The 25,943-nt window shown below is 49.4% G+C and carries 25 protein-coding genes; 12 read left to right on the forward strand and 13 right to left on the reverse strand.

What is annotated here, in order from left to right; genetic code table 11:
- Positions 1-996, forward strand: a complete 996-nt coding sequence (locus FGB90_RS05195; RefSeq protein WP_138809478.1) for a TIGR03943 family putative permease subunit — start codon at positions 1-3, stop codon at positions 994-996.
- Between the two features lie 206 nt (positions 997-1,202).
- Here the strand turns inward: FGB90_RS05195 and FGB90_RS05200 are convergent, their stop codons facing one another.
- Together FGB90_RS05200 and FGB90_RS05205 are read right to left on the reverse strand one after the other, a co-directional pair.
- Entirely contained in the window at positions 1,203-1,739 is a 537-nt protein-coding gene (locus FGB90_RS05200; protein WP_138809479.1) for a PTS sugar transporter subunit IIA, read from the reverse strand.
- Positions 1,740-2,047: 308 nt separating this feature from the next.
- Positions 2,048-2,911 (reverse strand): Cof-type HAD-IIB family hydrolase, encoded by an 864-nt coding sequence (locus FGB90_RS05205; RefSeq protein ID WP_246056056.1) that lies wholly within the window; start codon positions 2,909-2,911, stop codon positions 2,048-2,050.
- Positions 2,912-3,008: 97 nt separating this feature from the next.
- On the opposite strand from FGB90_RS05205, the gene FGB90_RS05210 reads away from it, so the two are divergent.
- The 4 genes from FGB90_RS05210 to FGB90_RS05225 all read left to right on the forward strand — a co-directional run bounded on the left by FGB90_RS05210 (position 3,009) and on the right by FGB90_RS05225 (position 7,117).
- Positions 3,009-3,818 carry a carotenoid biosynthesis protein gene (locus tag FGB90_RS05210; RefSeq protein WP_138809480.1) on the forward strand — a complete coding sequence of 270 codons (810 nt, stop codon included), beginning with the start codon at positions 3,009-3,011 and terminating at the stop codon, positions 3,816-3,818.
- A 73-nt stretch (positions 3,819-3,891) separates the two neighbouring features.
- Positions 3,892-4,524: a lysophospholipid acyltransferase family protein gene (locus tag FGB90_RS05215; RefSeq protein ID WP_281280027.1), complete on the forward strand. Its 633-nt coding sequence runs from the start codon at positions 3,892-3,894 to the stop codon at positions 4,522-4,524.
- Positions 4,521-5,633, forward strand: a complete 1,113-nt coding sequence (locus FGB90_RS05220; RefSeq protein ID WP_138809482.1) for a glycosyltransferase family 2 protein — start codon at positions 4,521-4,523, stop codon at positions 5,631-5,633. The genes FGB90_RS05215 and FGB90_RS05220 overlap by 4 nt, the downstream gene beginning before the upstream one ends.
- On the forward strand, positions 5,630-7,117 hold the full coding sequence (locus FGB90_RS05225) for a phytoene desaturase family protein (protein WP_138809483.1): 1,488 nt from the start codon (positions 5,630-5,632) through the stop codon (positions 7,115-7,117). The genes FGB90_RS05220 and FGB90_RS05225 overlap by 4 nt, the downstream gene beginning before the upstream one ends.
- A gap of 126 nt (positions 7,118-7,243) precedes the next feature.
- Here the strand turns inward: FGB90_RS05225 and FGB90_RS05230 are convergent, their stop codons facing one another.
- From FGB90_RS05230 to FGB90_RS05260, 7 genes are all read right to left on the reverse strand, one after another.
- Positions 7,244-8,086: a phytoene/squalene synthase family protein gene (locus tag FGB90_RS05230; protein WP_138809484.1), complete on the reverse strand. Its 843-nt coding sequence runs from the start codon at positions 8,084-8,086 to the stop codon at positions 7,244-7,246.
- A gap of 56 nt (positions 8,087-8,142) precedes the next feature.
- Positions 8,143-9,624, reverse strand: a complete 1,482-nt coding sequence (locus tag FGB90_RS05235) for a phytoene desaturase family protein (RefSeq protein WP_138809485.1) — start codon at positions 9,622-9,624, stop codon at positions 8,143-8,145.
- Entirely contained in the window at positions 9,621-11,129 is a 1,509-nt protein-coding gene (locus FGB90_RS05240) for a phytoene desaturase family protein (RefSeq protein WP_138809486.1), read from the reverse strand. Before FGB90_RS05240 ends, FGB90_RS05235 begins: the two co-directional genes overlap by 4 nt.
- Before the next feature lie 182 nt (positions 11,130-11,311).
- Complete coding sequence (gene asnB, locus FGB90_RS05245) at positions 11,312-13,153, reverse strand: asparagine synthase (glutamine-hydrolyzing) (RefSeq protein WP_138809487.1); 1,842 nt, start codon at positions 13,151-13,153, stop codon at positions 11,312-11,314.
- A gap of 285 nt (positions 13,154-13,438) precedes the next feature.
- On the reverse strand, positions 13,439-14,425 hold the full coding sequence (locus tag FGB90_RS05250) for a class I SAM-dependent methyltransferase (protein WP_171051707.1): 987 nt from the start codon (positions 14,423-14,425) through the stop codon (positions 13,439-13,441).
- A 264-nt stretch (positions 14,426-14,689) separates the two neighbouring features.
- Positions 14,690-15,160, reverse strand: a complete 471-nt coding sequence (locus tag FGB90_RS05255) for a low molecular weight protein-tyrosine-phosphatase (RefSeq protein ID WP_138810027.1) — start codon at positions 15,158-15,160, stop codon at positions 14,690-14,692.
- 70 nt (positions 15,161-15,230) lie between these two features.
- On the reverse strand, positions 15,231-15,530 hold the full coding sequence (locus FGB90_RS05260; protein WP_138809489.1) for a hypothetical protein: 300 nt from the start codon (positions 15,528-15,530) through the stop codon (positions 15,231-15,233).
- Between the two features lie 229 nt (positions 15,531-15,759).
- Here FGB90_RS05260 and FGB90_RS05265 point away from each other — a divergent pair, with 229 nt between their 5' ends.
- Positions 15,760-16,083 (forward strand): YolD-like family protein, encoded by a 324-nt coding sequence (locus FGB90_RS05265; RefSeq protein ID WP_138809490.1) that lies wholly within the window; start codon positions 15,760-15,762, stop codon positions 16,081-16,083.
- A 354-nt stretch (positions 16,084-16,437) separates the two neighbouring features.
- On the opposite strand, the gene FGB90_RS05270 is transcribed toward FGB90_RS05265, so the two are convergent.
- Both FGB90_RS05270 and FGB90_RS05275 read right to left on the reverse strand, forming a co-directional pair.
- Complete coding sequence (locus FGB90_RS05270; protein WP_138809491.1) at positions 16,438-17,703, reverse strand: Y-family DNA polymerase; 1,266 nt, start codon at positions 17,701-17,703, stop codon at positions 16,438-16,440.
- A 115-nt stretch (positions 17,704-17,818) separates the two neighbouring features.
- Positions 17,819-18,610 (reverse strand): SDR family NAD(P)-dependent oxidoreductase, encoded by a 792-nt coding sequence (locus tag FGB90_RS05275; RefSeq protein ID WP_138809492.1) that lies wholly within the window; start codon positions 18,608-18,610, stop codon positions 17,819-17,821.
- Between the two features lie 172 nt (positions 18,611-18,782).
- Here FGB90_RS05275 and FGB90_RS05280 point away from each other — a divergent pair, with 172 nt between their 5' ends.
- The 4 genes from FGB90_RS05280 to FGB90_RS05295 all read left to right on the forward strand — a co-directional run bounded on the left by FGB90_RS05280 (position 18,783) and on the right by FGB90_RS05295 (position 21,635).
- Positions 18,783-19,613, forward strand: a complete 831-nt coding sequence (locus FGB90_RS05280; protein ID WP_138809493.1) for an ion transporter — start codon at positions 18,783-18,785, stop codon at positions 19,611-19,613.
- Between the two features lie 208 nt (positions 19,614-19,821).
- On the forward strand, positions 19,822-20,130 hold the full coding sequence (locus FGB90_RS05285) for a MerR family transcriptional regulator (RefSeq protein WP_138809494.1): 309 nt from the start codon (positions 19,822-19,824) through the stop codon (positions 20,128-20,130).
- A gap of 109 nt (positions 20,131-20,239) precedes the next feature.
- Positions 20,240-21,085, forward strand: coding sequence for a divergent polysaccharide deacetylase family protein (locus FGB90_RS05290; RefSeq protein ID WP_138809495.1), 846 nt, complete (start codon positions 20,240-20,242; stop codon positions 21,083-21,085).
- 37 nt (positions 21,086-21,122) lie between these two features.
- Positions 21,123-21,635: a GNAT family N-acetyltransferase gene (locus FGB90_RS05295; protein ID WP_138810028.1), complete on the forward strand. Its 513-nt coding sequence runs from the start codon at positions 21,123-21,125 to the stop codon at positions 21,633-21,635.
- Between the two features lie 210 nt (positions 21,636-21,845).
- Here FGB90_RS05295 and FGB90_RS05300 read toward each other — a convergent pair whose 3' ends face one another.
- Both FGB90_RS05300 and FGB90_RS05305 read right to left on the reverse strand, forming a co-directional pair.
- Positions 21,846-23,465, reverse strand: coding sequence for a M20/M25/M40 family metallo-hydrolase (locus FGB90_RS05300; RefSeq protein ID WP_171051708.1), 1,620 nt, complete (start codon positions 23,463-23,465; stop codon positions 21,846-21,848).
- A gap of 125 nt (positions 23,466-23,590) precedes the next feature.
- Complete coding sequence (locus tag FGB90_RS05305) at positions 23,591-23,863, reverse strand: hypothetical protein (protein ID WP_138809497.1); 273 nt, start codon at positions 23,861-23,863, stop codon at positions 23,591-23,593.
- A 359-nt stretch (positions 23,864-24,222) separates the two neighbouring features.
- Between FGB90_RS05305 and cbpB the strand changes: the two genes are divergently transcribed.
- Together cbpB and namA are read left to right on the forward strand one after the other, a co-directional pair.
- Positions 24,223-24,672, forward strand: coding sequence for a cyclic-di-AMP-binding protein CbpB (gene cbpB / locus FGB90_RS05310; protein WP_138809498.1), 450 nt, complete (start codon positions 24,223-24,225; stop codon positions 24,670-24,672).
- Positions 24,673-24,896: 224 nt separating this feature from the next.
- Positions 24,897-25,919: an NADPH dehydrogenase NamA gene (namA, locus tag FGB90_RS05315; protein ID WP_138809499.1), complete on the forward strand. Its 1,023-nt coding sequence runs from the start codon at positions 24,897-24,899 to the stop codon at positions 25,917-25,919.
- Positions 25,920-25,943: the final 24 nt, after the last annotated feature.

Below are 25,943 nucleotides of genomic sequence, written 5' to 3' on the forward strand. Positions count from 1 at the left end.
GTGAGAGACTATGATTTTTCATTTCACGCTTTTATACAGGGAATAATTCTGATAGGATTTGCCCTTTTAATGCTCTGGTTTGTCCTGAGCGGCAACATTGTCTACTACATTGCACCTAAAATGATGCCTTTCGTCTACTTTGCTCTTGTAACCTTCTTTCTGCTCGGGATTGTACAGGTGTTTCGCAGTACAAGGAAAAGCGATGCTGACGGAGTTTCATGTACATGCGGCCACGATCACAGAATTCCGGGGCCGCCGATTGTAAAACTGCTTATTTACGGGATTTTTATCCTCCCGGTCCTGATGGGATTCGTTCTTCCCGACAGGGCTCTTGACAGTTCAGTTGCCCAGAACCGGGGGATGATCTACGGGAGCGGTAATTCACCGACAGTGAATGCCGCCACCCAGGCACAGGCAGCCGAAACAGGTACTGAGCAGTCTTCTGCGGAAGAATACCTTGAAGACCCTGAAGGCTACATGGAGAACCTTGAATCAGGCGCTGCTCCGGATGAAAATGACCTTCCGGGCCCTGATGATGTGCAGGAGCATTTTACTGTTGAGGATTTCTACGATCAGGAAGGATTTGATCAGTATTACGTGGAACTTGCCGAAAAGCTCCAGCATGAGGACGTGATTACTGTCACAGAAGAGAATTACCTCGATATTATGACTGTTATGGACGTCCATCTGGATAAGTTCATAGGTAAAGACATTGAAATCGTCGGTTTTGCATTCAGAGAACCTGATTTCGATGATCATCAGCTTGTGGCAGCACGTTTCTCCATGACATGCTGTACAGCCGATGCAGGCGTTTACGGTACGCTTATTGAAAGTAATCAGGCAGCCGATATTGAGGAAGACACGTGGATTCACGTTTATGGCACTATTAAAGAAGGGGAATACAACGGATACCGTCTCCCGGTCATTACCGACGCAGACCTCAATGAAGTTGAGGAACCTGCCTCTCCGTACGTTTACCCTAGCTTCAGGTTCTAACCTGCATTCTTTATGACGCTTTCCGCTCAATCATTCATTGTAAACAGCAGCAATCTATGCAAAAAACAGGAGGGGCACTTTGCCTCTCCTGTTCTTCATTCAAAAAACCGTTAACAGTGCTCCGTCTTCAGGCAGAGGAAGCACAAAAAAGGTGCCTCCATGTGGTCAGTCAAAGACCAGGAGGCACCCTGCTTTCTTATTGCAAATTACTTGGTAATTGTCATAATCGTGGTTTCACCACGGGATACATCGATGTTTTCTTCTTTCTGAAGATCTCCTGCCTCATCTCCATTGGTAAGAATAACCGGTGTGATCGTGCTTTCGGCTTTTTCTTTTACGAGATCCATATCAAATGTAATCAACTTGTCCCCAGGAGCCACTTTGTCTCCCTCTTTGACAAAAGCTTCAAAGCCCTCGCCCTGCATATTCACGGTCTCAATCCCGATATGAATCAGAATTTCCGCGCCGTTCACCGTTTTAAGTCCCACTGCGTGCTTTGTCGGGAACAGCTGAACGACTTCCGCATGCACAGGTGAAACCACTGTGCCGTCAGCAGGATCGATTGCCACACCGTCCCCCATCATTTTTTCGGCAAAAGTCGGATCCGGTACTTCGGAAAGGGATACAGCTTTCCCTGTTAACGGCGACACGAGAACGTCCTTTCCATCCGCTTCCGGCATCTCCACCTCCGGTTTCTGCTGCTTTTCTTCTTTCTTATCCAGTCCGAATAGTTTTTTAAGCATGTTCATCACCTTTCTTTTATTTTCATTTGTATGTACATGTTCCCTCGCAAGGATATAGTTTAAACGATAACCGCCTTTTTTGTAAAATGTTTTTACCGGTCCCGGCATCATTTAAACGTTCTTCGCATTCAGAGCATGAACATTTCCTTGTGATTCCCTTTCCTTAATGGCTGCAGCTTTTTCCGGCTGCAGGCAGACGCTTCGTGACTTATTTATTCTGATAACACAACTTCATGAAAGACTACTTTACTATACCCCTCTGTTCGTAAAGGTATGTGTCAAATTTTCAGTAATCGTCCCGGTGCTGATTAACTGTCCAGCAGACGGTATATAGCCTCCGCAACTCCTCCTTCTGTGTTTTTGGAAGTAACGAAACGGCTGACCGCCTTAACCTCCTCTTCGGCGTTTTCCACGGCTATTCCTGTTCCAGCAGCCTGAAGCATGCTGATGTCATTGAAGTTGTCACCGATTGCAGCTGTTTCCGTTAGAGGTACCTGAATACTTTGGGCAAACTGGCTCAAAGCCCTGCCTTTTGTTGCATCGATATGAGTAATTTCAAGGTTTTCGGATGCTGATGCACTGACTGCCACCCGGCCGAGCTTTTTCAGTCTCTCCTGTGCTGCGGTTCTTTTCTTATCGTCTCTTGAAAACGCAAGCAGCTTCAGAAGGGTCACACCGCTGTCGAGGATGCTGTCGTAATCGTCCGTAACGGTCACGGCCCCTTCCTTAAAACGGGCTTCAGCCACTCTCATTACCTGATCATACGTGTCAAACTCACCGGTGCTCATCATGATATCGACAACGATCTGCAGGCCCTTTTCCGGATCCTCCGTAAACGAACCTTTTCCGGTATAGATCTCGTAGTAAACGTCTTCCTCCCTGAGAATGTCTGCTGCCTTACGGTAAAGTGAACGTTCCATTTTCACCTGTGATAGAATGCCGCCGTCCTTCCCTCTTGTTTCTGCTCCATTAACACAGATTAAAGGCAGTCTGATGCCGGCTTCCTTCAGCGGCGCAACAGCTTCAGTGAAATCCCTTCCTGTTGCTACAGCGACCGTTACACCTCTGGATTCGGCATAACGTATTGCTTCAGCATTTTTTTCGGGAACGCCCCGCTCACTGTCCAGAAGCGTTCCATCCATATCGGTGGCAATAAGTCTGATTGACGTCATTTCATTCCTCCATATCTAACGGCTTCCAGCCTGCAAATCAGTGTACACCCTCTGTAGCCGGAGGTATAATGACAGTCATACAGAGGGGGCGTACAAGATGAACAGTTTCGACCGTTATTTATTCCGTTTTTTTATTTTCTGGTACATATGCGGGGTTATTCTTCTCAGTTTTGATCTCGTGCCTCCATGGTTAGAGTGGGCAAATGTCGTCTTTTTAATTACCGCAGGAATTCTTGCCATGCTCTATTTTTACCGGGTTTATGGCCGCATAACCGGTCTTGCCCTGATCACCGTCGTCTTTGTACTGTCCATGGCTCTCGAATCGCTCGGGGTAGCTACAGGGCTCTTTTTCGGAGAGTATGAATACCGAACGGATTTCGGCCCTAAAATAGCCGGGGTGCCAATTACCATCGGGTTTGCCTGGGTAATGGTCATTGCCACGTCGCACGTACTTATAAAGCCCGCAGCCCAGCTCCTCGGACGCCTGTCCTCTATTATGTATCCCCTGCTTGGCGCATTTACTGCAACCTCGATGGATCTGATCATTGATCCGGTAGCCTATGATGTAAAGGAATACTGGGTCTGGCTTGAAGGTGGTTTTTATTACGGTATCCCGTTTTCAAACTTTGCAGGCTGGTTTGTTCTCTCCTTTATCCTCCATACGTTCGTTTATGCGATGTGCCGCAATAAACAGGAGTGGAGGGATAACGTGTCGGTCTGGCAGTCCCGGATGGCGCTGCTGTATTTTCTCATGACTGCCATGTTTATGGCTGTAGCACTCTTAAATGGGCTTATCGCTGCATTTATAACCACACTCACTGCGCTTACTGTCATTTATACACTGTACCTGTCAGCACTCCGCAGACTGGAGGGGAACCGCCATACAGACAAAACAGCCGGCATTTGAAGCGTTATTTTCCAGATACAATAAACACCTATTAAAGAAGCATTTTCACTCTGTATCGTGCGACAGCCGCTGGATTCCGTCAGGGAGAGGCACCCTCTTTCTGATCAATCACAGTTCCTGGTGGGACAGTCTGATTCTCTTTCAGCTGAACCGCGATCTGCTGAAAACCGACGGCTATGCCCTGATGAGCGAGGAAGGGCTGAAAAAGTTTCCGTTCTTCGGAAAACTGGGGGCTTTTCCCGTTGATACGTCTTCCCGTACCTCGATCCTGCGTTCTATGAACCGGGCTGTATCGCTGATTCAGGACGGACGTTCTGTATTTTTATTTCCCCAGGGCAACGAGTATCACGTTGATATCCGCCCTCTTGGTTTTAAGGGCGGGGCTGCCTGGCTGGCGGAGAAGACTTCCGGCTGCGACGTGGTCCCGGTCACGTTTTACCATACGCTTCTTCACGAACAGCTTCCCGAATTTTTCATTCGTGTGGGCTCGCCTGTCAGCCTGCAGAAGGAAACCCCGAGGAAGGAAATGAACCGTATATTGGAAGCAGAACTTGGAGATCAGCTGGACGGGCTGAAAGAGGACGCGATTTCCGGGAAAACGGATCGTTTTTATCCTCTGATTCAGGGGCGAAGAACGGTCGGGGACCGCTGGTACACATTTAAACAGACCTTTCCGAGAATCTTCGGGAGGACGGGCCAGCGATGATGATTTCCATACTGATTGCCGTCCTTTCTATTTCAACAGCAATAACCCTCATTAACACGCTGCTTCTTCCCCGGTTGAAAAAAGATCTCCGGGTGCCTGAAACAGCTCCTTTAGTGGATATTTTTGTTCCTTTGAGAAACGAGGCACGCAATGTAGGAGGTCTGATCAGCAGTCTGAAAGGTTTAAACTATCCTCATCTCCGCTTTTATCTGCTTGATGATGGTTCTGAGGATGGAACCGGGGAGCTTCTGAAAACCCACACTTCAGATGATCCACGTTTTTACTTAAAACAGGGAAGGCCTCTCCCCCGGGGATGGGTTGGAAAAGTTTACGCCTGCCATCAGCTTTCGGAGTACGGCGAGGGTGAATACGCTCTTTTTGCTGATGCTGACGTGCGTCTGGCACCGGGAACCGTACAGGGAGCACTTTCCTGTTTTAAACATCCGGACACCGGACTGGTAACCGGATTCCCACGATTTCCCGCAAAAGGGATCCTGGGTTCACTGCTCGTGCCTATGCAGCATTTTGTTGTTCACTTTCATCTTCCTGTTCTGCTTGCCAACTTTACCCGCTTTGCTGCTTCCTCAGCAGCCCACGGTGCGTTTTTAATGTTCAGGCGGAGGGCCTATGACCAGGCCGGAGGACACCGGAGCGTGAAATACTCCCTCGTGGAGGATGTCCACCTTGCCAGAACGATGAAAATAAACGGCTTTCGTGTCAAACTTGCCAATGTCTCCGAGGCTGTGTCCTGCTATATGTATGAGAGCGGCAGGGAGGTCTGGGAGGGCTTTTCCAAAAACATGTTTCCCGGCCTTGGCCGTTCGGTTCCGCTCGCACTGTTTATCACCTTTTTCTACCTGTTTTTTTACACCTGGTCGGGGGTGCTGGCCATTCTGGCTCTCACGGGCTCAGTGGATCTTCTTTATTTGCTTCCGTATTTTATCGGCGTTCTACAGAAAGGGATCGTTGACTGGTCTGTCAGACAGAAACCCTGGCTGTGCCTGTTTCTGCCTGCCTCGGCCCTCATGACCGTAGTGCTTCTCTGGTATTCGGCCTTTCTCGGTATGTTCCGGCGGGGCTTCAGTTGGAAAGGAAGAGTGTACAAATGAAACCTCGCAGAAAAATAGCGGTAATAGGAGCAGGCCTCGGTGGTCTGGCTGCCTCCATCCGCCTCGCTTCGGCCGGTGCTGACGTTACACTGTTTGAAAAAAACAGCCATGCCGGCGGAAAACTTCACAATGTAAAACTCGGGAGCCATAACTTCGACTTCGGTCCCAATACAATAACCATGCCGGAAGTGTTTCGTAATCTTCTTGCGGATGCCGGTGAAAATCCTGAAGAATATTTTCATTTTGACAGACTTGAAACACATACGAAGAACGTATTCAGTGACGGTTCTTTCTTCCACTTCTCTGCTGATGCGGACCGTACAGAGGAGGAAATAGCTGCTCTTGATCCTGACAGCGCACTGGGGTACAGGACGTATCTTGAAGAAGTCAGGAATCTTTACCTGAAAGCGGAAAAACACTTCCTTTACCGTACATTCCGTTCCTGGCGTGATTACCTGTCACTCCCCCTTGCAAAAGCCCTCTTTGGGGTAAAGCCCCTCACAGGCCTTGACCGGTTTCACAGAAAGTTTTTTCCCGATCCGCGGGTGCGGCAGGCGTTCAACAGGTATGCCACCTACATCGGCTCTTCTCCGTATATGTCACCGGCCACCTTTGCTCTCATCGGACACCTCGAACTGAACGATGGGGTGTATTTTACAAGAGGGGGTAATGCCAACATTGCCGGAGGTTTTCTGAGAGCTGCGGAGAAGCTTGGTGTCACGGTAAAGCTGAACACTGAAATTACCGGTATTCAGACCAGCCGGGGAAAAGCCTCTGCTGTTACGACTGATCAGGAGGAAAGCCTGGATGTGGATGGTATTGTCATGAACGGTGACCTTCTTACCCAGGTTCCTGCACTGATCCGCCGGGAGGACAGAACCAGATTGACTGATGAAAAAATAAACCGCTTCAATCCATCAGTATCCGCTTTTGTTATTCTGGCTGCCGTCAGCACAAGGTTTGATCTCCACCACCATCATGTGTTCTTCAGCAGCTGCTATAAAGAAGAATTTGCCGGGATTTTCGATAGGCAGTCATACGCGGATGATCCCACCATATACGTCTGTACATCATCAAAGACGGACTCGTCTCTCTCACCGGATGGGGACAATCTGTTTATCCTTGTTAACGCTCCTCCCCTGCCGTCAGGAAAAACAGAAAACGTTGACCGCGATGCCTATGCATCCCGTGTTTTTGAACGCCTGCATCAGCGGGGGATCGACATAAACAGTGCACTCGTTCATAAAAAAACGGTTACACCCGGAGATCTGGCACGGAATTTTTATGCCTACAGGGGAGCGTTATACGGTATCGCGTCGAACCGGCGTTCCGACACATTCCTGCGTCCTTTCAATCAGAGCGCGGATCTGAAGAACCTGTTTTTTGCCGGCGGCAGCACTCACCCCGGCGGCGGTTCGCCGATGGTTGTCCTGAGCGGCAGAAACGCTGCCGATGCGCTTCTGTCAGAGCTGGAAAAGGATTAACGGGAACTGCCGCGGTCCCTGGACTAAATCTGCCTGGAATTTTGTGACCACCTGAGTTAAAGGACGGCTTCTCCTATTGATCGTCCCCGCAAAAAATCCCCTGCCGTCCGGCAGGGGATCCTTTATCTATCCTTTTACAGCTTCCTTCATGAGAACTGTTTTTTCTTCCTTGGATACAAATGCCCGCTTACGAAACACCTCGTAGCTGTTTCTGCGGACAGAGTGGAGAATTTCACGGTAGAAAAGCGCTGCAGCTTTAACAGGAATTCGTGATTCCACGGGATATTCACCGATCGTTGCAAGCCCCGCTTCATAAAACTGTTCCGCATCTTCGGCAAGTTCTTCCCAGGCATCCGAAAAGGCATGATTGATTTCAGTCCGCCAAAGCATGTCCTCTGAATAGCCGTGCTTTCTCATGACATCCTGCGGAAAATAAATACGGTCCCGGGCGAGATCCTCACCAATGTCTCTGAGGATGTTGGTAAGCTGCATGGCAATCCCCAGTGAAATCGCCCCTTCCCTCAGTCTGTCCTTTTTCTCCGGGGCAAGAATCGGCAGCAGCATGAGTCCCACTGTACTTGCCACATGGTATGAATAGTGTTTCACTTCTTCCAGCGTTTCGTACCGTTTTTTGATCAGATCCATCTGCTGACCCTCAATCATGTCATAAAAAGGCTGAAAATCCATTTCAAACCGGCTGAATGTATCACGAAGTGCTATCCAGAGATAATTCTCCTCCGGGAGATGCCCAGCAGCAAATGAATGGAACTGATCTTTGAACCTGATAATTTCGGATGCGGGGTTCTCACCTTCATCTACAATGTCATCCGCAGTCCGGCAAAAAGCATACACGGCCCAGACGGCCTGACGTTTTTCCTGCGGCAGATGGCCAAATGCTTTTGCAAAGGTTTTGGAATGATGTTCAATGACCGTCCGGCAGCGTTTATAGGCTTCATTTACCGAGAGCATGATTCTCCTCCTTCATACATCTTTAGTAGTATCACCTTATCACATCTCAGTCCTAATCACCTGATAAATGCCTCGGCAGGTTCCGGCTCTCTTCGCCCTTCCTTTTCCCGGATTGCTTCGGCGAGCAGTTTCGCTCCCTGCATTACAATTGGAACACCACCGCCGGGGTGAATGGACGCACCGACTGCATAAACGTTGTCAAGCCCAAACGGCTGCAGCTGCGGCCGGAAAACTCCTGACTGGAACAGCGATGGGGCAATTCCAAAGCTGCCTCCCTGAAAAAGCCCTTCCTGTGACGCCTCATGCGGAGTCCGAATGTCTTTCCAGAGGATTTTCTGTCTTAATTTTCCATCGAGGCGTTCTTCCATACGATCGAGAATCATCTCCGCATATTCCGCGTATTCTTCCTCCGTGACCGTGTCCCCCGCCGGCACGGGAACCAGTACGTAAAGGGCGCTTTTCCCTTCAGGAGCCGCACTATTATCAATCAGGGAAGGTGAAAATACGTAAAATGAAGGATCCACGTGAAGTCTTTTATTTACAAATACATCGCTCATGTGACCGTCGAGGTCCTCCCCCATGAAAAACTGGTGAACATAGGGAGTATCCACCTTCCCGTTTATACCGAGATAAAGCAGCAGACAGCCTGAAGAAGGAGTAAACGACCGGCTCTGCCTCCGTCCTTTCCCTCCTGTGAGTCTGCGGGCAACAGGATAATCGCCGTTTATGACGAAGGTATCAAACGCCTCATACGTGCCGTTGACAGTCAGCCCTGTCCCTTTTCCACCCTCGGTTTCAATCCGGGTCACTTCCGACTCCGTCCTGATTGTCCCCCCGCGTGTGAGCAGTTCTTTGACAATTTCCTGCGCCAGTCTGGCGTAACCGCCTTTTACATACCAGATTCCATGGCAGTGCTCACTGAAAGGTACAAGGGAATAGATAGCCGGTGTGTCATGCGGTGACCCTCCGATATAAAGCGTCTGAAAAGAAAAAGCTTCTCTCAGATGAGGAGCGCTGAAATACTGCTTCGCCTGGTTTTTCACACTCTGATAGGCTTTCAGTTTAACAAGCGTCCTTACATTGGATTTCGTAAAAAATGAACCCGGGCGTCTGAAGTCCCGGTCCATAAAAGCCTGCTTTCCTTTTTCAAATCTTTCATTCATATCTTCCATATAGGAAAGGAAAGACGATTCCTCCCCGGGAAAAACAGACCGGATCTCCTCCAGCTGTTTTTCTGTGTCACTCCATTTCGTAAAGGTGGTGCCATCCGGGAAATGAAGCGGGTAAAGAGGATCGAGCCGCTGCATCTCAATTACATCCGGGTTCATACCTGCTTCCCTTAGAATGGAGCGGATCATATCAGGGAGAAGAACGATTGTCGGTCCCTTATCAATCCGAAAACCGTCCCGTTCAATAAAAGCAAGTCTGCCTCCCACGTCCGCCTCTTTTTCAAACACCGTTACGTGGTGGCCTTCATTTGATAGATACAGGGCGGATACAAGCCCGCCTATTCCCCCGCCAACTACTGCTGTTTTCATGAAATCACCCCCGATTTCCCGTACTTTTCCGACAGTCCATCAGATGTGATTCTCGCTGATTCAAAGATGGTTGGCAGGCCGCTCCCCGGGTGGGTACCCCCCCCGGTCAGCCAGAGACCCTCAAGAGATTCGAATTTATTGTGGGGGCGGAAATACATCATCTGCCCGAGGTTGTGGGACAGGTTAAACGTCGCTCCCCTGAACACATGCTTTTCATGCTCCCAGTCAAGAGGTGTGAGAATATCCTCCACCTCGAGATGCTCTCTGAGGTCCTCGCCTGTTTTCTGTTCAACGAGATCCCAGACGAGATCCCGAAATGCCTTTTTCTCACGAGCCCAGTCGATGCCGCTGAAATTGTTCGGAACCGGTGCAAGGATATACAGGGCGGCTTTCCCTTCCGGTGCCACTGTGGGATCTGTTGCCGAAGCGTGATGCACGTAAATTGAGGGATCTTCAGAGAGAAGCCTGGTTTTTGTGATTTCCTCGACGTTTCGTTTGTAATCCCCGGAAAAGAATATTGTATGATGACCGAGATCCACCTGTTTGTTTATTCCGGCGTAAATCATGAAAGTTGAGCAGGAGTAATTCTTTTTTTCGAGTTTTTTTCTTGAATACTTTTTAACAGCACTTTCATCAATGAGTGTGGTCATTGCCTGGGCAAAATCCGCATTCATCACTACTTCATCGGTACTTACCTGCTCACCGCTGTCCAATTCCAGCCCTGTCACTTTCCTGCCGTCAAGGATCAGCCTTTTCGCACCGTTACCGGTATGAATCTTTCCCCCAAGCTCGTTTACGGCGTCCGCCATCGCCCGGGTAAGGCGGTTAAGTCCGCCCACCGGATGATAGACCCCCCACTCATGCTCCATAAAGGATAAAATGCTGAACGCGCCGGGGCACTCCCACGGAGACATGCCGAGATACTTTGACTGAAACGTAAAGGAAAGGCGCAGCCTCTCATCTTCGAAATAACGCCCGAGAACATCATAAAGGGACCTGCCCACCTCAAGCTCCGGCAGCGCCTTCAGACTTCTCAGCCTCATGTAGTCAAACAGGCTTGCATGCTTATTCTGAAGCATGGGAAGCAGCCGGTTCATCTTCCTGCGGGTATCGTCCATAAACCGCACATACTCTTTTCCCGAGCCGGGAAAAAGCGTGTCAATCTGTTCCTTCATACGCTCTTTATCGCTTACGGCACTGATTTTCAGCCCGTCAAAGTCAAGTTCATACATGGGATCGAGCTTTTTCAGTTCCACATAATCGTGCAGGTTTTTCCCTGCAGCCTCAAAGATTTCCTCGAGAATGTGCGGCATACTGAAAAAAGTGGGCCCGAGATCAAACTGGAAATCCCCCACCTTATGACGGGACGTTCTCCCGCCTATGTATGGCTGTTTTTCATATACATCAACCTTGAAACCTCTGTATGCGAGAAGCATCGCTGAAGCCAGTCCGCCTGGACCGGCGCCTATGACGGCAACACGCCCCTTACGTTTTTGTGCTGTCATTATCTATTCACCGCCTTGTACCATATAAGAGCCTCTTTCCCTTATTTAAAAATAGTTAAACAAAAGTTATACAATATGTATATCATCAGCACCGCCCAATGGCAACCGATTTGTTCCTGGTATTTTTTTCTGCTGTCTACTGTTCGACACCCATAAAAAAAATGCCTGCAGGGATGCAGGCGTCAGACTGATATTTCCGACCTCTCAAGCCAGAGGTGAAACTGCCACAGATGGGCAATCAGCTGCGGTCCGGTCATGAGCTGGCCAAAATACGGCGCAGGATACGAGCTGCCTTTGGAATCACACAGCTGCTGCAGTTTTGCTTTGTCAAAAATATCAAAGAGTGGGGAATCGCCTCTGTTTATCACGTTCTGAAGCGCCCCGGTGACTTTTTCCGTATACACGGGATGGTGTGTTTTCGGGTATGGGCTTTTCTTTCTGTACAGAATGTCATGAGGAAGCACCCCTTCAAGTGCTTTTCTCAGAATACCCTTCTCCCTGTTTCCGTACATTTTCATCTCCCACGGTATATTCCAGACGTACTCCACAAGTCTGTGATCCGCAAAGGGCACCCTGACTTCAATGCTTGCCGCCATACTCATCCGGTCTTTACGCTCGAGCAGCGTAGTCATAAACCAGATCATGTTCACATAGAATAAAGATCTTCTTCTGCTTTCAAGCTGATTTTCCCCGTCCAGGAGCGGGGTTTCATCCAGCGTCTCCCTGTACCGCTCTTCGGCATACTGCTTCAGGGACAGCTTTTTACTCCACTCGGGTCTGAGCAGGGACTGGCGCTGCTCCACGGAGCGCATCCATGGAAAAATCGTGCCGTTTATGGCTTTTTCATCATGGAACCACGGATAGCCGCCGAAAATTTCATCGGCGCATTCGCCGGAAAGCCCCACCGTTACCTTCTTTTTTATCTGTTCACTGAACCAGAGAAGCGATGAGTCGATATCCGCCATGCCCGGCAGATCCCTCGCCTGCTGTGCCGGATCGAGGTAATCAAATAAAGCCTCGTTGTTAATGACACAGCCGTGATGGTTGGAACCAAGATAATCAGACATCAATCTGATCCAGGGAGCATCCGGGTTCGGCTGGAATTTACTCGCCTTAAAATACTTATCGTTTTCTTCGTAGTCAATGGAAAAAGTATCCACCGCCCCTCTTCCCTGTTCCCTGAAATAATTTGCTGCAAGGGCGGTCAGGGCGCTGGAGTCCACTCCCCCCGAGAGAAATGTACAGACCGGCACATCTGCCACCAGCTGGCGTTCCACTGTATCCTTCAGGAGATGTCTGACCTGTTCTGCCGTCTCTTCCGCTGAATCCGTATGCCGCTCACTCTTCACCTGCCAGTACCGTCCTGTTTTGAGCCCTGAACGGTTCAGTTTCAGAAAGTGGGCCGGCCTCAGTTCCTTCATCCCTTTATACACACCCGCTCCAGGAGTCCTTGACGGGCAGAGGGCAATCACTTCCCGGAGGCCCGCTTCGTCCACTTCCGCCTTCACTTCAGGGTGAGAAAGGATCGCTTTCGGCTCGGAAGCAAACATCACTCCCCCATCCAGTTCAGTATAAAACAGCGGCTTTACCCCGAGTCTGTCACGGGCAATAAACAGCTCTTCCTTTTCGCTTTCCCAGACGGCAAAAGCAAAAATCCCGTTCAGTTTTTCCACACACGATTCTCCCCACTCCATATACGCCGTAAGAAGCACTTCCGTATCTGAATGGGACTTAAATGAATAGCCTGCCTTTAACAGCTCTCTGCGTATGTCTTCTGTATTGTAAAGTTCCCCGTTGTAGCAGATTGTAAAGGTTCCTGCAGGGCCTTTCCGCGTCATCGGCTGTCCGCCCCCGGACGGGTCGACTACAATCAGCCGGGTATGACCGAACCCTGCATGACCGTCCCCCCAAACCTGCACAGCGTCCGGGCCCCTTCTTGAGAGGGTGTCAGCCATCTGGAGCAGCACTGCTTTTTCATTTTCAACCGGGCGTCTATAATCAATCCACCCTGTAATTCCGCACATGAGCGCCCCCCGCTTTCCTTCTTCTAATCATGACACTACCTCATCGTATTCAGAAGACGGACCTGGGGTGCCCACCTCCTTCACTGCTTCCTGAAGGAATGTTTTTCCGGAAAAAATAAAGGCTGTGGGAAAGATTGATGTTATTCTACGCTGCAGGCCGACGCTTTCCGCAGCCAACGCTGAAGTCGGCGTCTTTCGCTCCATATGAATACCTGTAAAAGCAGCACCCTTTATGAAAACAGCCGAAAAAAAGACACCGCCGTCATGCAGTGCCTGCTTTTCGCCTTATTTTTTCTGAAGGCCGATGAGAAACCAGCCGCCTTCCCGAATAATCGGCTTGGTCATTTTCACCTTCATACCCGCTATCTTCGCTGCCTCCTCAATTTCCTTTTCGGTGGGCAGAGGATATAGATTTTTATGGGCAGTCATAAATGTGTTGAATGCAGCCGCAAACGTCTGCCCGTGGCCTGAATCCGTCAGAGGCGAAATGACCGTAATGGTTCCTTTCTCCGATAGTATGGATGCTGTTTCCTTAAAAAGGGCCACCCGGTCTTCAGGTGGATAATAGTAAAGAAGGTTGTGGAGCATGACCATATCCGCCTGTGCACCGGAGGACATGAACTCCCGGATGTCTTCATTCCTTATGTCGATGTCATGATTCTTCAGACGTTCCGCTGCCTCCTCTGACACCTCTCCGCTGATTTCCACACCGGTGAGGTTGACTTTATCATCTGCGTCCCGGATTTTCTTCAGGTAACCGCCATGCCCGCATCCGAAATCAACGATATGCCCGGGCTTGTGTTTTTCCACCCATTTCAGCATCGGAGGAACCGAGGCTTTTTCGAGGAGTGCGGATGTCTCGGCTACAACTCCGGCAAATTTATCTTCCAGGTATGAGATCTGTTCATTGTTTTTCATTAAATCCGGATACTGCAGAAGTGTAGGTATATGAAGCTCCATCATTTCCTTGAGAAGAATCCCGACGGAATCCTCACTTCGTGCCGATACGTATTTAACCATTTTCTTTTTTGCTTTTACTTTTCCAGTCACGGTTTTTCTGAGATGGCCCACTTCAAGACCGACCTCTACCCACCTGAGGAGAAGCTGTCCGTTTAATCCTTCTTTTGCCGCTACTTCCTGAACCTTTTCCCCTGCGGCAAAGCTGTCGAATAAGTTCAGTTTATATCCAACATGGGCATGCCATGTAGTGAGAAAACTTTCATTACTCTTCATCCAGTTTCGAGCCTGCCAGAACTTCTGAATATCCTTCACGTCGGATCCCTCCACTCTTCTTCCAATACATGTAACGGTAATTCCCTGGATCATAAAGAGTTAAACAGGCTCCGAAAACTGACACGATCGGCTGTCGGCTCTGTCAGGAACAAAAGCGCTGACGCGCGTTAAATTAATAAGCTTCGCAAATAGAAATGATATTTGTTCAAAAAAACAGATTTTACAGTTAAACGACAAAAAAGCGCCTGCCCCCTGCAAAAGCAGGGACAGGCGCTCCCGGGCGCCGGCGTATGAAGCTGACAACTACAGCCCTTCCTTCTCCCGGATATGGGACAGAAGTCTGGTGCAGCCTTCTTCCACAAGGTCATAGACGTAGTCAAAGTTCCCTGTAAAATAAGGATCCGGCACATCATCCTCTGCTCCATCCTCCACAAAATCAAGAAGGCGTGCAATTTCACCTGATTCACTGTAGCCTTTCATTCGGGTCAGGTTTCCGATGTTTTCGGCATCCATCCCAATGATGTAGTCATACTGATTGAGATCTTCCTTCTGCACCTGACGGGCTTTCAGGCCTTCCGCTTCAATCCTGTTCTTTTTGAGGATGTCAAGCGTGCCCTCATGGGGGGCATTCCCCGTGTGCCAGTCACCGGTACCGGCCGAATCGATCTCAATCCTCTCCTCAAGCCCTGCCTCCCGGACTTTTTCCTTAAATACCGCTTCTGCCATGGGAGATCGGCAGATGTTTCCGAGACAGACAAACAGTACTTTCACCACGTCGATCCGCTCCTTTTCAGGCTGATAACTTCTATTATAGCCCATTTCGGGAACTTTTTCGGCCAAAATATCAGACTGCCTGGAGTGATGCCGGTGCGAGCAGATCCGGATGAGAACTGCGGATCCGTGTCAGTACCGTTTCTACCGGCGTTTCTCCGTTAATGTTATAGGATACAACCCGTCTCAGGGATCCACCGTTTTTTTCCTCAAGCACTTCAACACGGATCTCGGGTTCACATTCCTTTTCGGAAAAACGGTTCCCGTTATAATGGCACTCCGTATTTTCATAGCGTTCGTAAACAACGAACACCCCATCTTTTGTTTCTCCCTGCATCATTTCGCAGCTTTCAACCAGATCACGTACAATCATCGTGACGTCCCTTCTTTCATATAAGTGTTGCTTTTGAGGTTAACTCAAAATTCCCACGTCCTACTATACACCTCCCGCTAACGAATTTCTCCCCCTTTTTTAAATGTAAACGCTCCCTTCTGTGAAGTTTTTACGAACGTTTCTTCCCCACCTTTTTCCGGTTGTTTCACAGTTCGGAAAGAAGGTAAAATAAGAACATACGTTCCTTCTTAAGTAAAGGAGTGATAGCATGGTTCACGATCGCGGGACAATAAAATGGACGTCCATGATGCTTCCCGAGCACGTGGAGAAACTGAAGGAACTTGAAAAGAGAAACAGCGGTCCGGAGGAAAAAGAGGCAGACCCCCAGGCCATAGAAGAGTGGAACCGCCTCATTCTGCACTCAAAGGAAAACGGAACTGTAATTTGTATTTCCTTTTTAAAACAAAACCGGACCGTAAATATAAGCGGGTATGTAACCGAGGTTAATCCGGCGCGGGAAACCTTTACCGTGACTGATGGAAACGGCTATTGTACCGCAATCCCTTTCCCTTCTGTAACCGGGGTTGAATAGGGGTTGACAGGGGCGGTTGTTTTACCGCCTCCTTTTCTGCACCTGCTTCGCACGCTCCTGTCCGGCCGGAAACTTCACCGGTCAGACTGGAAGATCGGGGAGCGGCTCCGCACGGTGCGGAAGAGCTGGGACAGAAGTGTTTTGATGAGAATCCGAACAAAAAGCTGGCAAGCGGATGAAATATACGCCGACTCCTGCGGGAGGAAAAGCGCAGGTGAGACCCCTTAAGTAGCGAAGCACGCGGAGGCTCAGTCGCTTCCCGCGGAAAGCGGCGTATATTTCAGGAGCGATTTACCTGCGCCGCGAATTGATTGTTCGGATTTTCATCTATAAAAACACTTCAGTCCCAGCCTCCTAGGATTTATGGCCGCCGACGAGGGTGTTCCGGTGTCTGGCAGTGCCGCCTTCTGCGTAGGAGACAGCCCTGAGCAGGGCATTGGGGCCGTGTTTGCTCCGGATTTCATCCATGGCATAGCCGAGAGCCCGCTTTTTCGGGCGGTCTGTCTCCAGCAGACTCAGCTGCACGGAATCGTCTGCATACACATTGGAAATGGCCACCGACAGTTTACGGACAGTCGAACCGTCGTAGAACCGTTTCATCAGCTTCAGACAGGCCTCGTACACTTCCATCGTAATGTTTGTAGGCTCGGGAAGCGTCAGCTGACGGGAAAACCCGCCTCCCTGCTCGTCTTTACTGTATCCCATCCCAAGGCTGATCGTCAGGCCGGCTCTTCGCTCTCGCCGGGCTCTGGCGGACACTTCCTCACACATTTCAAGAAGCACACGGCGGATTTCAACGGGATCCCTATAATCCCGAAGCAGAATCTGTCCTTTCGCATAACTGATCTGCCCTGCAAGAATCGGGGCTCCGAGTTCCGAGAGATCGACTCCCCACGCATGGTAGTAAAGCTGGTTTCCCATAACACCGAAGGCTTTTTCCAGCTTTTCCGGGGAATAGCCGGCAAGCTGGCCGACCGAGAAGATCCCCATCCGGTTCAGGCGCTTTTCCATCCTGCTTCCGATCCCCCACATTTTCTGGAGGGGGGAAACGGGCCACAGCTTTTTCTGCACATCTCCGTATGTCCACTTCGCAACGCCTCTTTTTTTAGCCTCAAGATCAAGACAGAGTTTGGAGAGCAGCATGTTATCCCCAATGCCGATCGCGCACGTAAGCCCGAAACGCCGGTACAGATCAGTCCGGATGGTCTCCGCAAGCTCCCACTCATTTCCCCACAGCTTTTCCGTCCCGCTTACATCCAGAAAGCTTTCATCCACGCTGTACGTATGAATCGCTTCAAGGGGAACATAGCGGTGAAAAAGATCGGTGACCTGGACGGAAATGTGTAAATAGGTCGCCATCGAGGCATTTACCGTCATGATCCGGGGGTCATCCGGAATTTCAAACAGCCGGTTTCCGGTTTTGATTCCGAAGTCCTTTTTCAGGGGAGGAGTAGCTGCAAGTACGACACTTCCGCTTCTCTCTGTGTCTCCCACTACAGCCAGGTGAACCGACAGCGGATCTTTACCGAGGGCGATCGCCGCGCAGCTCGCATAGAAGCTTTTCATATCTATACAAAAAATCTTCCGTTTGGGCATCGAGTCATAATCCACGTTCGCCATCCTCCCTGTTTCTGTTCGTTATATGATAAGGTATGTTTATTATAGGGGAATATACGTTCGTGTTTCAACTGTAAAATAAAGGTTACCGCATTTATTTCTGCGGTAACCCCGACTGTTATTTTTTTCTGAACTGGCTGCCTGCAAGCTTTTCCATAAGGCCGGGAAAGAGCTGATATATTTTCGAGCCCGCATTCATCCACCGGGGCAGGTTGAGTTCCCGCTTCGGCCTGTCAATCAGAGCAATGGTTTTCGCTGCCACTGCGCCGGCATCGAGCATGAACTTTTCCACACTTTTTTCATACTGTCCGGTTTGATCAGCCCTGGAAAAGAAGTTCGTTCTTACAGGTCCGGGATTCACCGTGCTTACCCGAATGCCGCTGCCCTCCAGTTCCATCCGTAGGCTGTTCGCAAACGCAAGAACAGCATGCTTTGTAGCAGAATATCCACCCGACTTCGGGGTGGCCAGTTTTCCGGCCTGTGAGGCAACGTGGATAATATGACCATACCCCTGTTTACGCATGGCCGGCAGCACAGCCTGGGTACAGGAAAAAAGACCGTATACGTTTACTTCAAACATTTCCTTTATATCCTGCAGCTTAGCCTGTTCAAACTCGTCGAAAATTCCAAAACCCGCGTTGTTGATCAGTACATCGACAGTCCCTGTTTCCCTGGCGATTTTGGAAAACACCTGTTTAACTGCTGAGGCATCACTCACATCAAGCTCATATACAACGGGTCTGATGCCCGTTTCGTTTTTGATTACAGCTGCTCCCTGTTCCAGTTTCTCCGCAGACCGGGCAAGCATAACAGGAAGTCCGCCTTTACGGGCAGTTTCCTTTGCCATTTCAAGCCCGAGTCCTCCCGAAGCACCGGTAATGGCAACAACCCGTTCGTTCCAAGGTTTCATCGTGAAGCCCCACTTTCTTCCATGACGGTTATCTCACTTATTATAGCTAATTTCGAAGACGTGCGACAACTATTTGGCGGTGCAGGAGAAAGAAGGTTTCATCTTTGACGTTATTCTAGTAGAATAATAGAGGATTATATAAGGGAGCATTTATGAGGAGCGGAATACATACATGAAACATTCAATGCCCGGGTGGAAAAGAAAGCTCGACTGGTTTGTCGAGCATAAATACTTCACCTCTGTCATCCTTACACTTATTTTTATTAACGCCGTCGTAGTGGGACTCGAAACCTACCCTCACCTTTATGAGGAGTACCGCTCCGCATTTTTTGCGATCGACCGGATTCTGCTGGGAATTTTCGCTGTGGAGATCGCCCTTCGAATGCTTGCGGCACGCACACTGAAGGATTTCTTTAAAAGCGGCTGGAACTGGTTTGACTTCATCATCGTCCTGAGCGGTCTGCTGCTCACAGGGGCCTACTTTGTCACTGTACTGAGAATTCTCAGGGTGCTTCGGGTTTTCCGTGCCATCTCTGTCATTCCGTCACTCAGACGCCTCGTGGATGCCCTGCTGATGACGATCCCGGCTCTCGGAAATATTCTCCTGCTCATGAGTATCATCTTCTATATTTTCGGTGTAACAGGAACGATGCTGTTTCAGGAAGTGGCACCTGAGTACTTCGGCTCCCTGCAGCTGTCCCTGCTGACCCTCTTCCAGGTCGTTACGCTTGAATCCTGGGCGAGTCAGGTCATGCGCCCGATATTTGAAGTAATGCCGTGGTCATGGATCTATTTTGTGGCATTCGTCCTTGTAGGAACCTTCGTCGTTTTCAACCTCTTTATCGGGGTTATTGTCAATAACGTGGAAAAAGCCGAATCCTCCGAAGAAGAGGAGATTGATGAAACGAAAAAAGAAGTCACAGAACTGCGCAGGGAAGTTGGGGAACTGAAAGACCTGCTCCGGGAACACCTTGACAGGAACGGGGATAATAAGAGCGGATAACCGAAGAAAGCTGACCTGCTGGTGAAAACTTCACTTTAACGGGTCAGCTTCTTTTTTCGTCTGCAGTGAAAAGGATAAAAAGCTGCGCCTTTGCCCGTAACCACACGACTATGTTAGATAATCTTACAAACTGGGAACCTTTTTTCCCTGACCTGCTATAATAATAGAAAAGCTGAGCGTAAAACGGACGGAAGAAAGGATCGATACGATGAAGTCGTACAAGGACAAAAAAGTAATCAGCATCGGTGTGGTCAGCGAACTGACCGGCCTTTCAGAGCGCCAGATCCGTTACTACGAGCAGCGGAAACTGATCAGCCCCGAACGCTCAAAGGGAGGTACACGAAAGTACTCCTTTATGGATGTGGAACGCCTTGTGGAAATCGCCAACAAAATGGAAGACGGTATGCAGACATTTGAAATACGTAAAGAGGAAAAACAGAAAGCCAACAGGGAGCAGATCCGCAAAAAGATGCTCCGTGGACAGCTTAACACCGCCTTTCCGAACCAGCGGAAATAACGCCCTTTCAAAGGGCGTTTTCTTTTTGGCTGTTAATTCCCTTCTCTCAGGCCATACTATCAGACAGAACAGTCAGATTATCACCCCTGAAGAAAAGAGGCGGTATTTTATGAATATCAGAATCATCCTGGGCACTGTGCTGATTTTTGCCCTTTTTCTCTCTTTACCGGCGGACCCCGCAGCAGCCACCCAGGCCGGATCCGGAAAAGCCGAAAAGGAAGCGAAAGTAGCAGTCATTATCGATGATTTTGGAGGGAATACGGGAGGCGTATACCGCTTCCTCCGGGCGGATATTCCCATTACCGTGGCAGTCATGCCTTTTCTGGAGGAATCAACAGAACAGGCGGAAATGGCACACGAGCTCGGCTTTGAAGTCATTGTCCACCTCCCCCTCGAACCGAAAAACGGAAAAGCCTCCTGGCTGGGACCGATGCCGATTACTTCGGAGCTTAGTGATGAGGAAGTGAAAAACAGGGTCGAAAAAGCCATTGAGGACGTCCCCTACGCCAAAGGACTGAACAATCATATGGGGTCCAATATCGTAGGAAACCGACGGATTATGAAAATCATCCTTGAAGTCGCCCGGGAACACGACCTTTATGTTATTGACAGCGGGACGAGCCCTGATTCCGTCATCCCCGAACTGGCTGAGGAAATGAACCTCCGGTGGGCCGTCAGGGATACCTTCCTCGACGACAGCCGCTCCTCAAGACACCATGTCTACAAACAGATGATCCGTCTGTGCAGCCAGGCTGAGAGAAACGGGGAAGCTATTGGCATCGGGCACGTGGGGATCAAAGGGACAGACACGTTTAACGGGATATCCGATGCACTCGAACACCTGAAAGACCGTAACATAAAGATTGTTCCTGCGTCCGAACTGATTCCCACAAGGATCGAAAAAGAACCCGGCGAGTTCTGGCAGCGGGTAAAGGGAGGAAACCGCAGTGAGTGAAACAGAAACGGTCACTTTTACAGCCGAAGAAGGCACAATGGTTACTCTCCGACCAGCTGTGCCGGACGATGCTTTTGACATCATTACAAACGTGGAGGAAATCATCCAGAAAGGCCGCTACATCCAGAAGGAAAAGGTCCGCACGGTGGAAGAGGAGCAGGCTTTTATTAAAGAAATGAAGGAAAAGAACAATATGTACACTGTCGTGGAAATCGACGGCAGCGTGTACGGCCTGGCCCGCCTTCTGAGGGGCGACCTGAAGATGAAGCGGCATACTGCCCTGTTCAGAACGTGGCTTGCCGTGCCTGCCCAGGGAAAAGGGCTTGGCAAGAAGCTGATGGAGTACACTCTTGATTGGGGAAAAAGGAACGGCCTCTATAAAATCTGCCTCACCGTCTTTGCAAAAAATGAAGTGGCCGTAAAGCTGTATGAACGGTTCGGCTTCGTCGTTGAAGGTGTACAGAAAGATCAGATCTACATTGACCATGAATATGATGATGAGATTTTCATGGCGTATTTTATTGAAAGCAACCGCAGGAAAAATCCGTAAGAAGCCGCGATTAATACAGTTAAGTGAATGAGACCGGGGTACTGAAGAATCGTATGACAGAAAACCCGAACCACAAACCGCTTCAGCCGATAAAGAAATACACAGACACCTGCTATGATGAAAAGCCGCGGTGAGCCGCAGTGCGCAGCACGGGGAGGCTCACCGGCTTCTCCTCTTCTCAGTTTGTCTGAGGCATGTATGCCCCTCGCTTTATTTAAATACTTCCTGAATGCCTTTTTCCATAATCTCCGGCAGTTCCCCAAACGAATATGACATTTCAAGGCGCTCCGTCCAGCTGTGTGCCCCTCTTCCGAAAGGACCGAAATTCATGACCGGAACACTCAGTTTTTTCATGGCTTCCAGAGGAAGGTCATATGATACTTCCCAGAGAGGCATATTCTGAAGCATCACATCGAGGGACTTTTTTGAATCCGGAAGCTGAAGATAGCTTAAATCGCTGAGGCCCGGAAAATAAGGATAGTCAAGAACTCCCCTTTTCTGAAGGGAGCCGGCTTCCCGTTTAATCCTCTCTGCCACTTTTCCTACAAGAGGGTGATCTGCAGACTCCACTGCCGGATAGTAGGGAGGACTGTAAAACAGTACAATCATCGGTGCCAGATCCTTGCAGAAACCGGCTATGTGATGGACTGTGCGAATTGTGAGCTCACGGTCATCAGCATGTGTTTCGTTAGCCTGGATAAATGACACCTGCCTTTTTACTTCTTCCTCTCCGTGGTGGGCAACAGCATGATTCCACAGCTCCTCATAAGTGAGGATCCGGATATTTTTTCTTTCAGGTTCATATCCATGATCTTCAGCAAACGCTTTTTCCCGCTCTGCATAGGCCTTCTCTATACGCTGCGCTGCAGTTTCGGCGAGACTGAGAAGCTCTCCGGTAACATCCTTCATCTTCTTTTTCATATAAAGAAGGTTAAACAGAACGACAGCAGTATGAGGAATCTGAGTGGAATATTCAGTCTTCAGGTCCTTCTGGATCAGACTTACCGGTGGCGGTGTCTTCTGCATCCCTTCCTTTTCCGTAAAATCAGGGTTGAGTTCCAGTGCATCGTTTACGTATGAAGCCATAAAGTTTCCGTTCAGCCCCGAGAATGGTTCAGCAACATGGGCCTCTTCCCCATAGCAGTAAAACCCGGGCAGAATTTTCCCAAGAGATCCTCTGTACACATACAGGTGCTCATCTCCCGGATAGCCCGAGAAAACCGGTTCAGTATTCCAGGCCAGCGTGTATTTAAGACTGTGCACCCGCGACAGTTCGAGAAGCGCATCGGCCGCCTCCCTCATCCCGGTGGAGTTCACCTCTTCATCAGGAACAGCCAGCATCAGGATATTTCCTTCAAAAGCTCCTTCTCCTGCTTTTTCAATTATCCGCATACAAAGAGCGATGCCTGCTTTCATATCCATGACGCCACGGCCGAAAAGCCAGTCACCATTTTCTATATCGTGCCGAACATCGTCCGGCAGTTCGTCCTTCCCTGCAATCATCTGTTCCGTAAACTCACGTGGACGAAAGGCAAGGTGCTTCCATTCACCGTAGTCCTCCACATCCACCACGTCCAGATGGCCCATTATGATGAGTGTCCGATCCGTTTCCCTGCGGCTTTTAACCAGAGCGGAAACGTACTTTCTGCCGTCCTTCGTATAGTGAGTCTGCAGGTGATCTTTATTTTCCCTGAAATACGGAAGATTTCTTAACTCATAATCCACGAACTCCATAATCCCGATTTCCTCTTCACTGCCGGTTACACTCGCATACTCGCATAAAGAAATAGTCAGATCCTTAAGCTGATCTGCTGACTGCCATTTTCCCATCCGTAATCCCTCCGTCTCCTGAACGTCCATCACGGCAGCCGTTACTTCTCCCTGCCAAAGGACGTACTTCTCTGTTTTATACAGCTTCCCGGATGTCCGCATTTTATGCTCTTTGTTAATTTTCGCTATTTTCTCCCCGTCTCCTCTATTTCGTGCTGATTTGACAGGGGAAAATGCAGAAGCTGTCCCATCGGTTTATCGATAAATGTCCTGTGAACCCTGTACCCTTCCCTGCGCCGTTTTTCAAACGTCTCTTTCGTTACGGGCCGTCTTCTTCCCCATTCGAGAGAATTGAGGTTATCCCACGAATCATGGGTAATAATCTCTTCCTTGAAGTAGTATTCATTACCAGAAGGGTAAATCTGACACAAATACCGGACCGTCTGCTTACTGTGCATAAGTTTATTTCCTCCCGAAGAAAAAAGTTCCGTTATTAAGTATGGATGAAATTGGTCATTTCTAAACGAGCACACACACCGCAGCGGACGGCAGGGCATAACCTATACTTGTAAGCGTTTACATTAACGGATTGACTTTTCCCCCATGTTTCTCTAACATTGTAGATGGAGAAAACAGAAGTTTAATCAGAACAGCATTTTGGGTATCTAATAAATGGAATATAAGGCAGTGTCAGGTGACGTTGCGCTGAATCAGGCCCCGCCTGCCCGGCAACGCTTTTTTAATGAAAGCCTGCTTTCAGCCAGCCTGAAAACTGTCCTTCTCAAGGTCAAACTAAAACAGAAAGTGTGCTGTAAACATGCAAAATCTACAAGAGTGTCATATTCTTCAACAACCCATTCACTCGTTCGTCATTCCTGCTGAAGAAGTGGCTCACGTTCAACCGGATAATTCCCTTGAACATGCTCTGCTCGTCCTGGTGAAATCCGGATATACCGCAATTCCAGTTCTCGATACATCCTACAGACTTCGCGGACTGATCAGCAAGGCACAGATTCTCGACTCCATTATAGGGCTTGAGCAGATTGAACCGGAACGCCTGGAAAATACCATCGTCGGTGACGTTATGAGTACCTCATTTGCCTGCGTAAGCGAAGAATCGCCTTTTGAAAAAGCTCTTTCCCAGTCGATCAACAACCCATTTTTGTGTGTCGAAGACGTGAACGGATCTTTTCTCGGCATTATTACAAGAAGTAAACTTCTCGCCTACCTGAACGGCTATCTGCATGACCAGAAAAAACGCGGCTGAGTCGGCTGACCATACTCTGCACCGGAGTCCCGGGGACCTGATCCCGGGACTTTTTCTGTGGTTTCAGGGAATGCAGACTGGCCGGATTTAAGTCCTTTCCCGGCAAACACTGATAAACATAACTCCCTGAAAACAGCCCCCGGGGCTCCCCGCTCGTCATCAGGGACAGGTTATGATACGCTGTCTTTTAGATACCCGAAACACTTATCAGGAGGTTATTTGGAATGAGTGTAAAGACAGAGCTGTTTTCACCCCTAACGATAAAAAACGTCACTTTGAAAAACCGTATTGTCATGTCACCCATGTGCATGTACTCATGTGAGAATGAAGACGGTATGGTCAACGACTGGCACCTGACCCACTATACAAGCCGGGCAGTGGGACAGACCGGCCTTATCGTAACAGAAGCCGTTCCCGTCACCAGACAGGGCCAGATTTCACCGCAGGATCTCGGGATCTGGAGTGACGACCACATACCCGGGCTCAAAAAGCTTACTACACTTATAAAAAAACACGGTGCAAAAACGGCTGTCCAGCTGGGACACGCCGGCCGAAAAGCGATTTACGAAGGAGAGACCATCGCCCCTTCTGCAATCGGGTTTGACGAAAAGGCGAAAGTACCTGCTGCTATGACGGAGGAACAGATCCGTGAGACGATTGAAGCATTCAGAGATGGTGCACGCCGCGCCAGAGAATCCGGCTTTGACATTATCGAGATTCACGGGGCTCACGGCTACCTGATCAGCCAGTTTCTTTCTCCATTGTCCAACAGCAGAACCGACAGCTATGGCGGCAGCCTTAAAAACCGCTTCCGTTTCCTTAAGGAAGTAACCGAGGAAGTGAAAAAAGAGTGGGATGGTCCACTCTTTGTCAGGATTTCCGCAGACGAATATCATCCGGACGGGAATCAACTTCAGGACTTCGTTCAGGCTGCAGAATGGCTAAAAGCTCTTGGAGTGGATCTGATCGACTGCAGTACCGGGGGCATTATCCGGACTCCGATCAGTGTATATCCGGGTTATCAGCTGCGGCACTCGGAAACCATCAGACGGGACGCTGATATTATGACAGGAGCTGTAGGTCTGATTACCTCCGGAACACAGGCAGAGGAAATTCTGCAGAACGGGCGTGCCGACCTGGTCTTTATCGGCAGGGCTCTGCTGAGGGATCCTTACTGGGCCCGTTCGGCTGCGCGGGAGCTGAATGCAGACATTGAACCCCCCAAACAGTATGGCCGCTCCTGGTAGCCATGGAAACACAAAACCCGGAAG

Origin of the sequence: Alteribacter natronophilus, assembly GCF_006007885.1 — a bacterium.
GTDB lineage: Bacteria > Bacillota > Bacilli > Bacillales > Salisediminibacteriaceae > Alteribacter > Alteribacter natronophilus.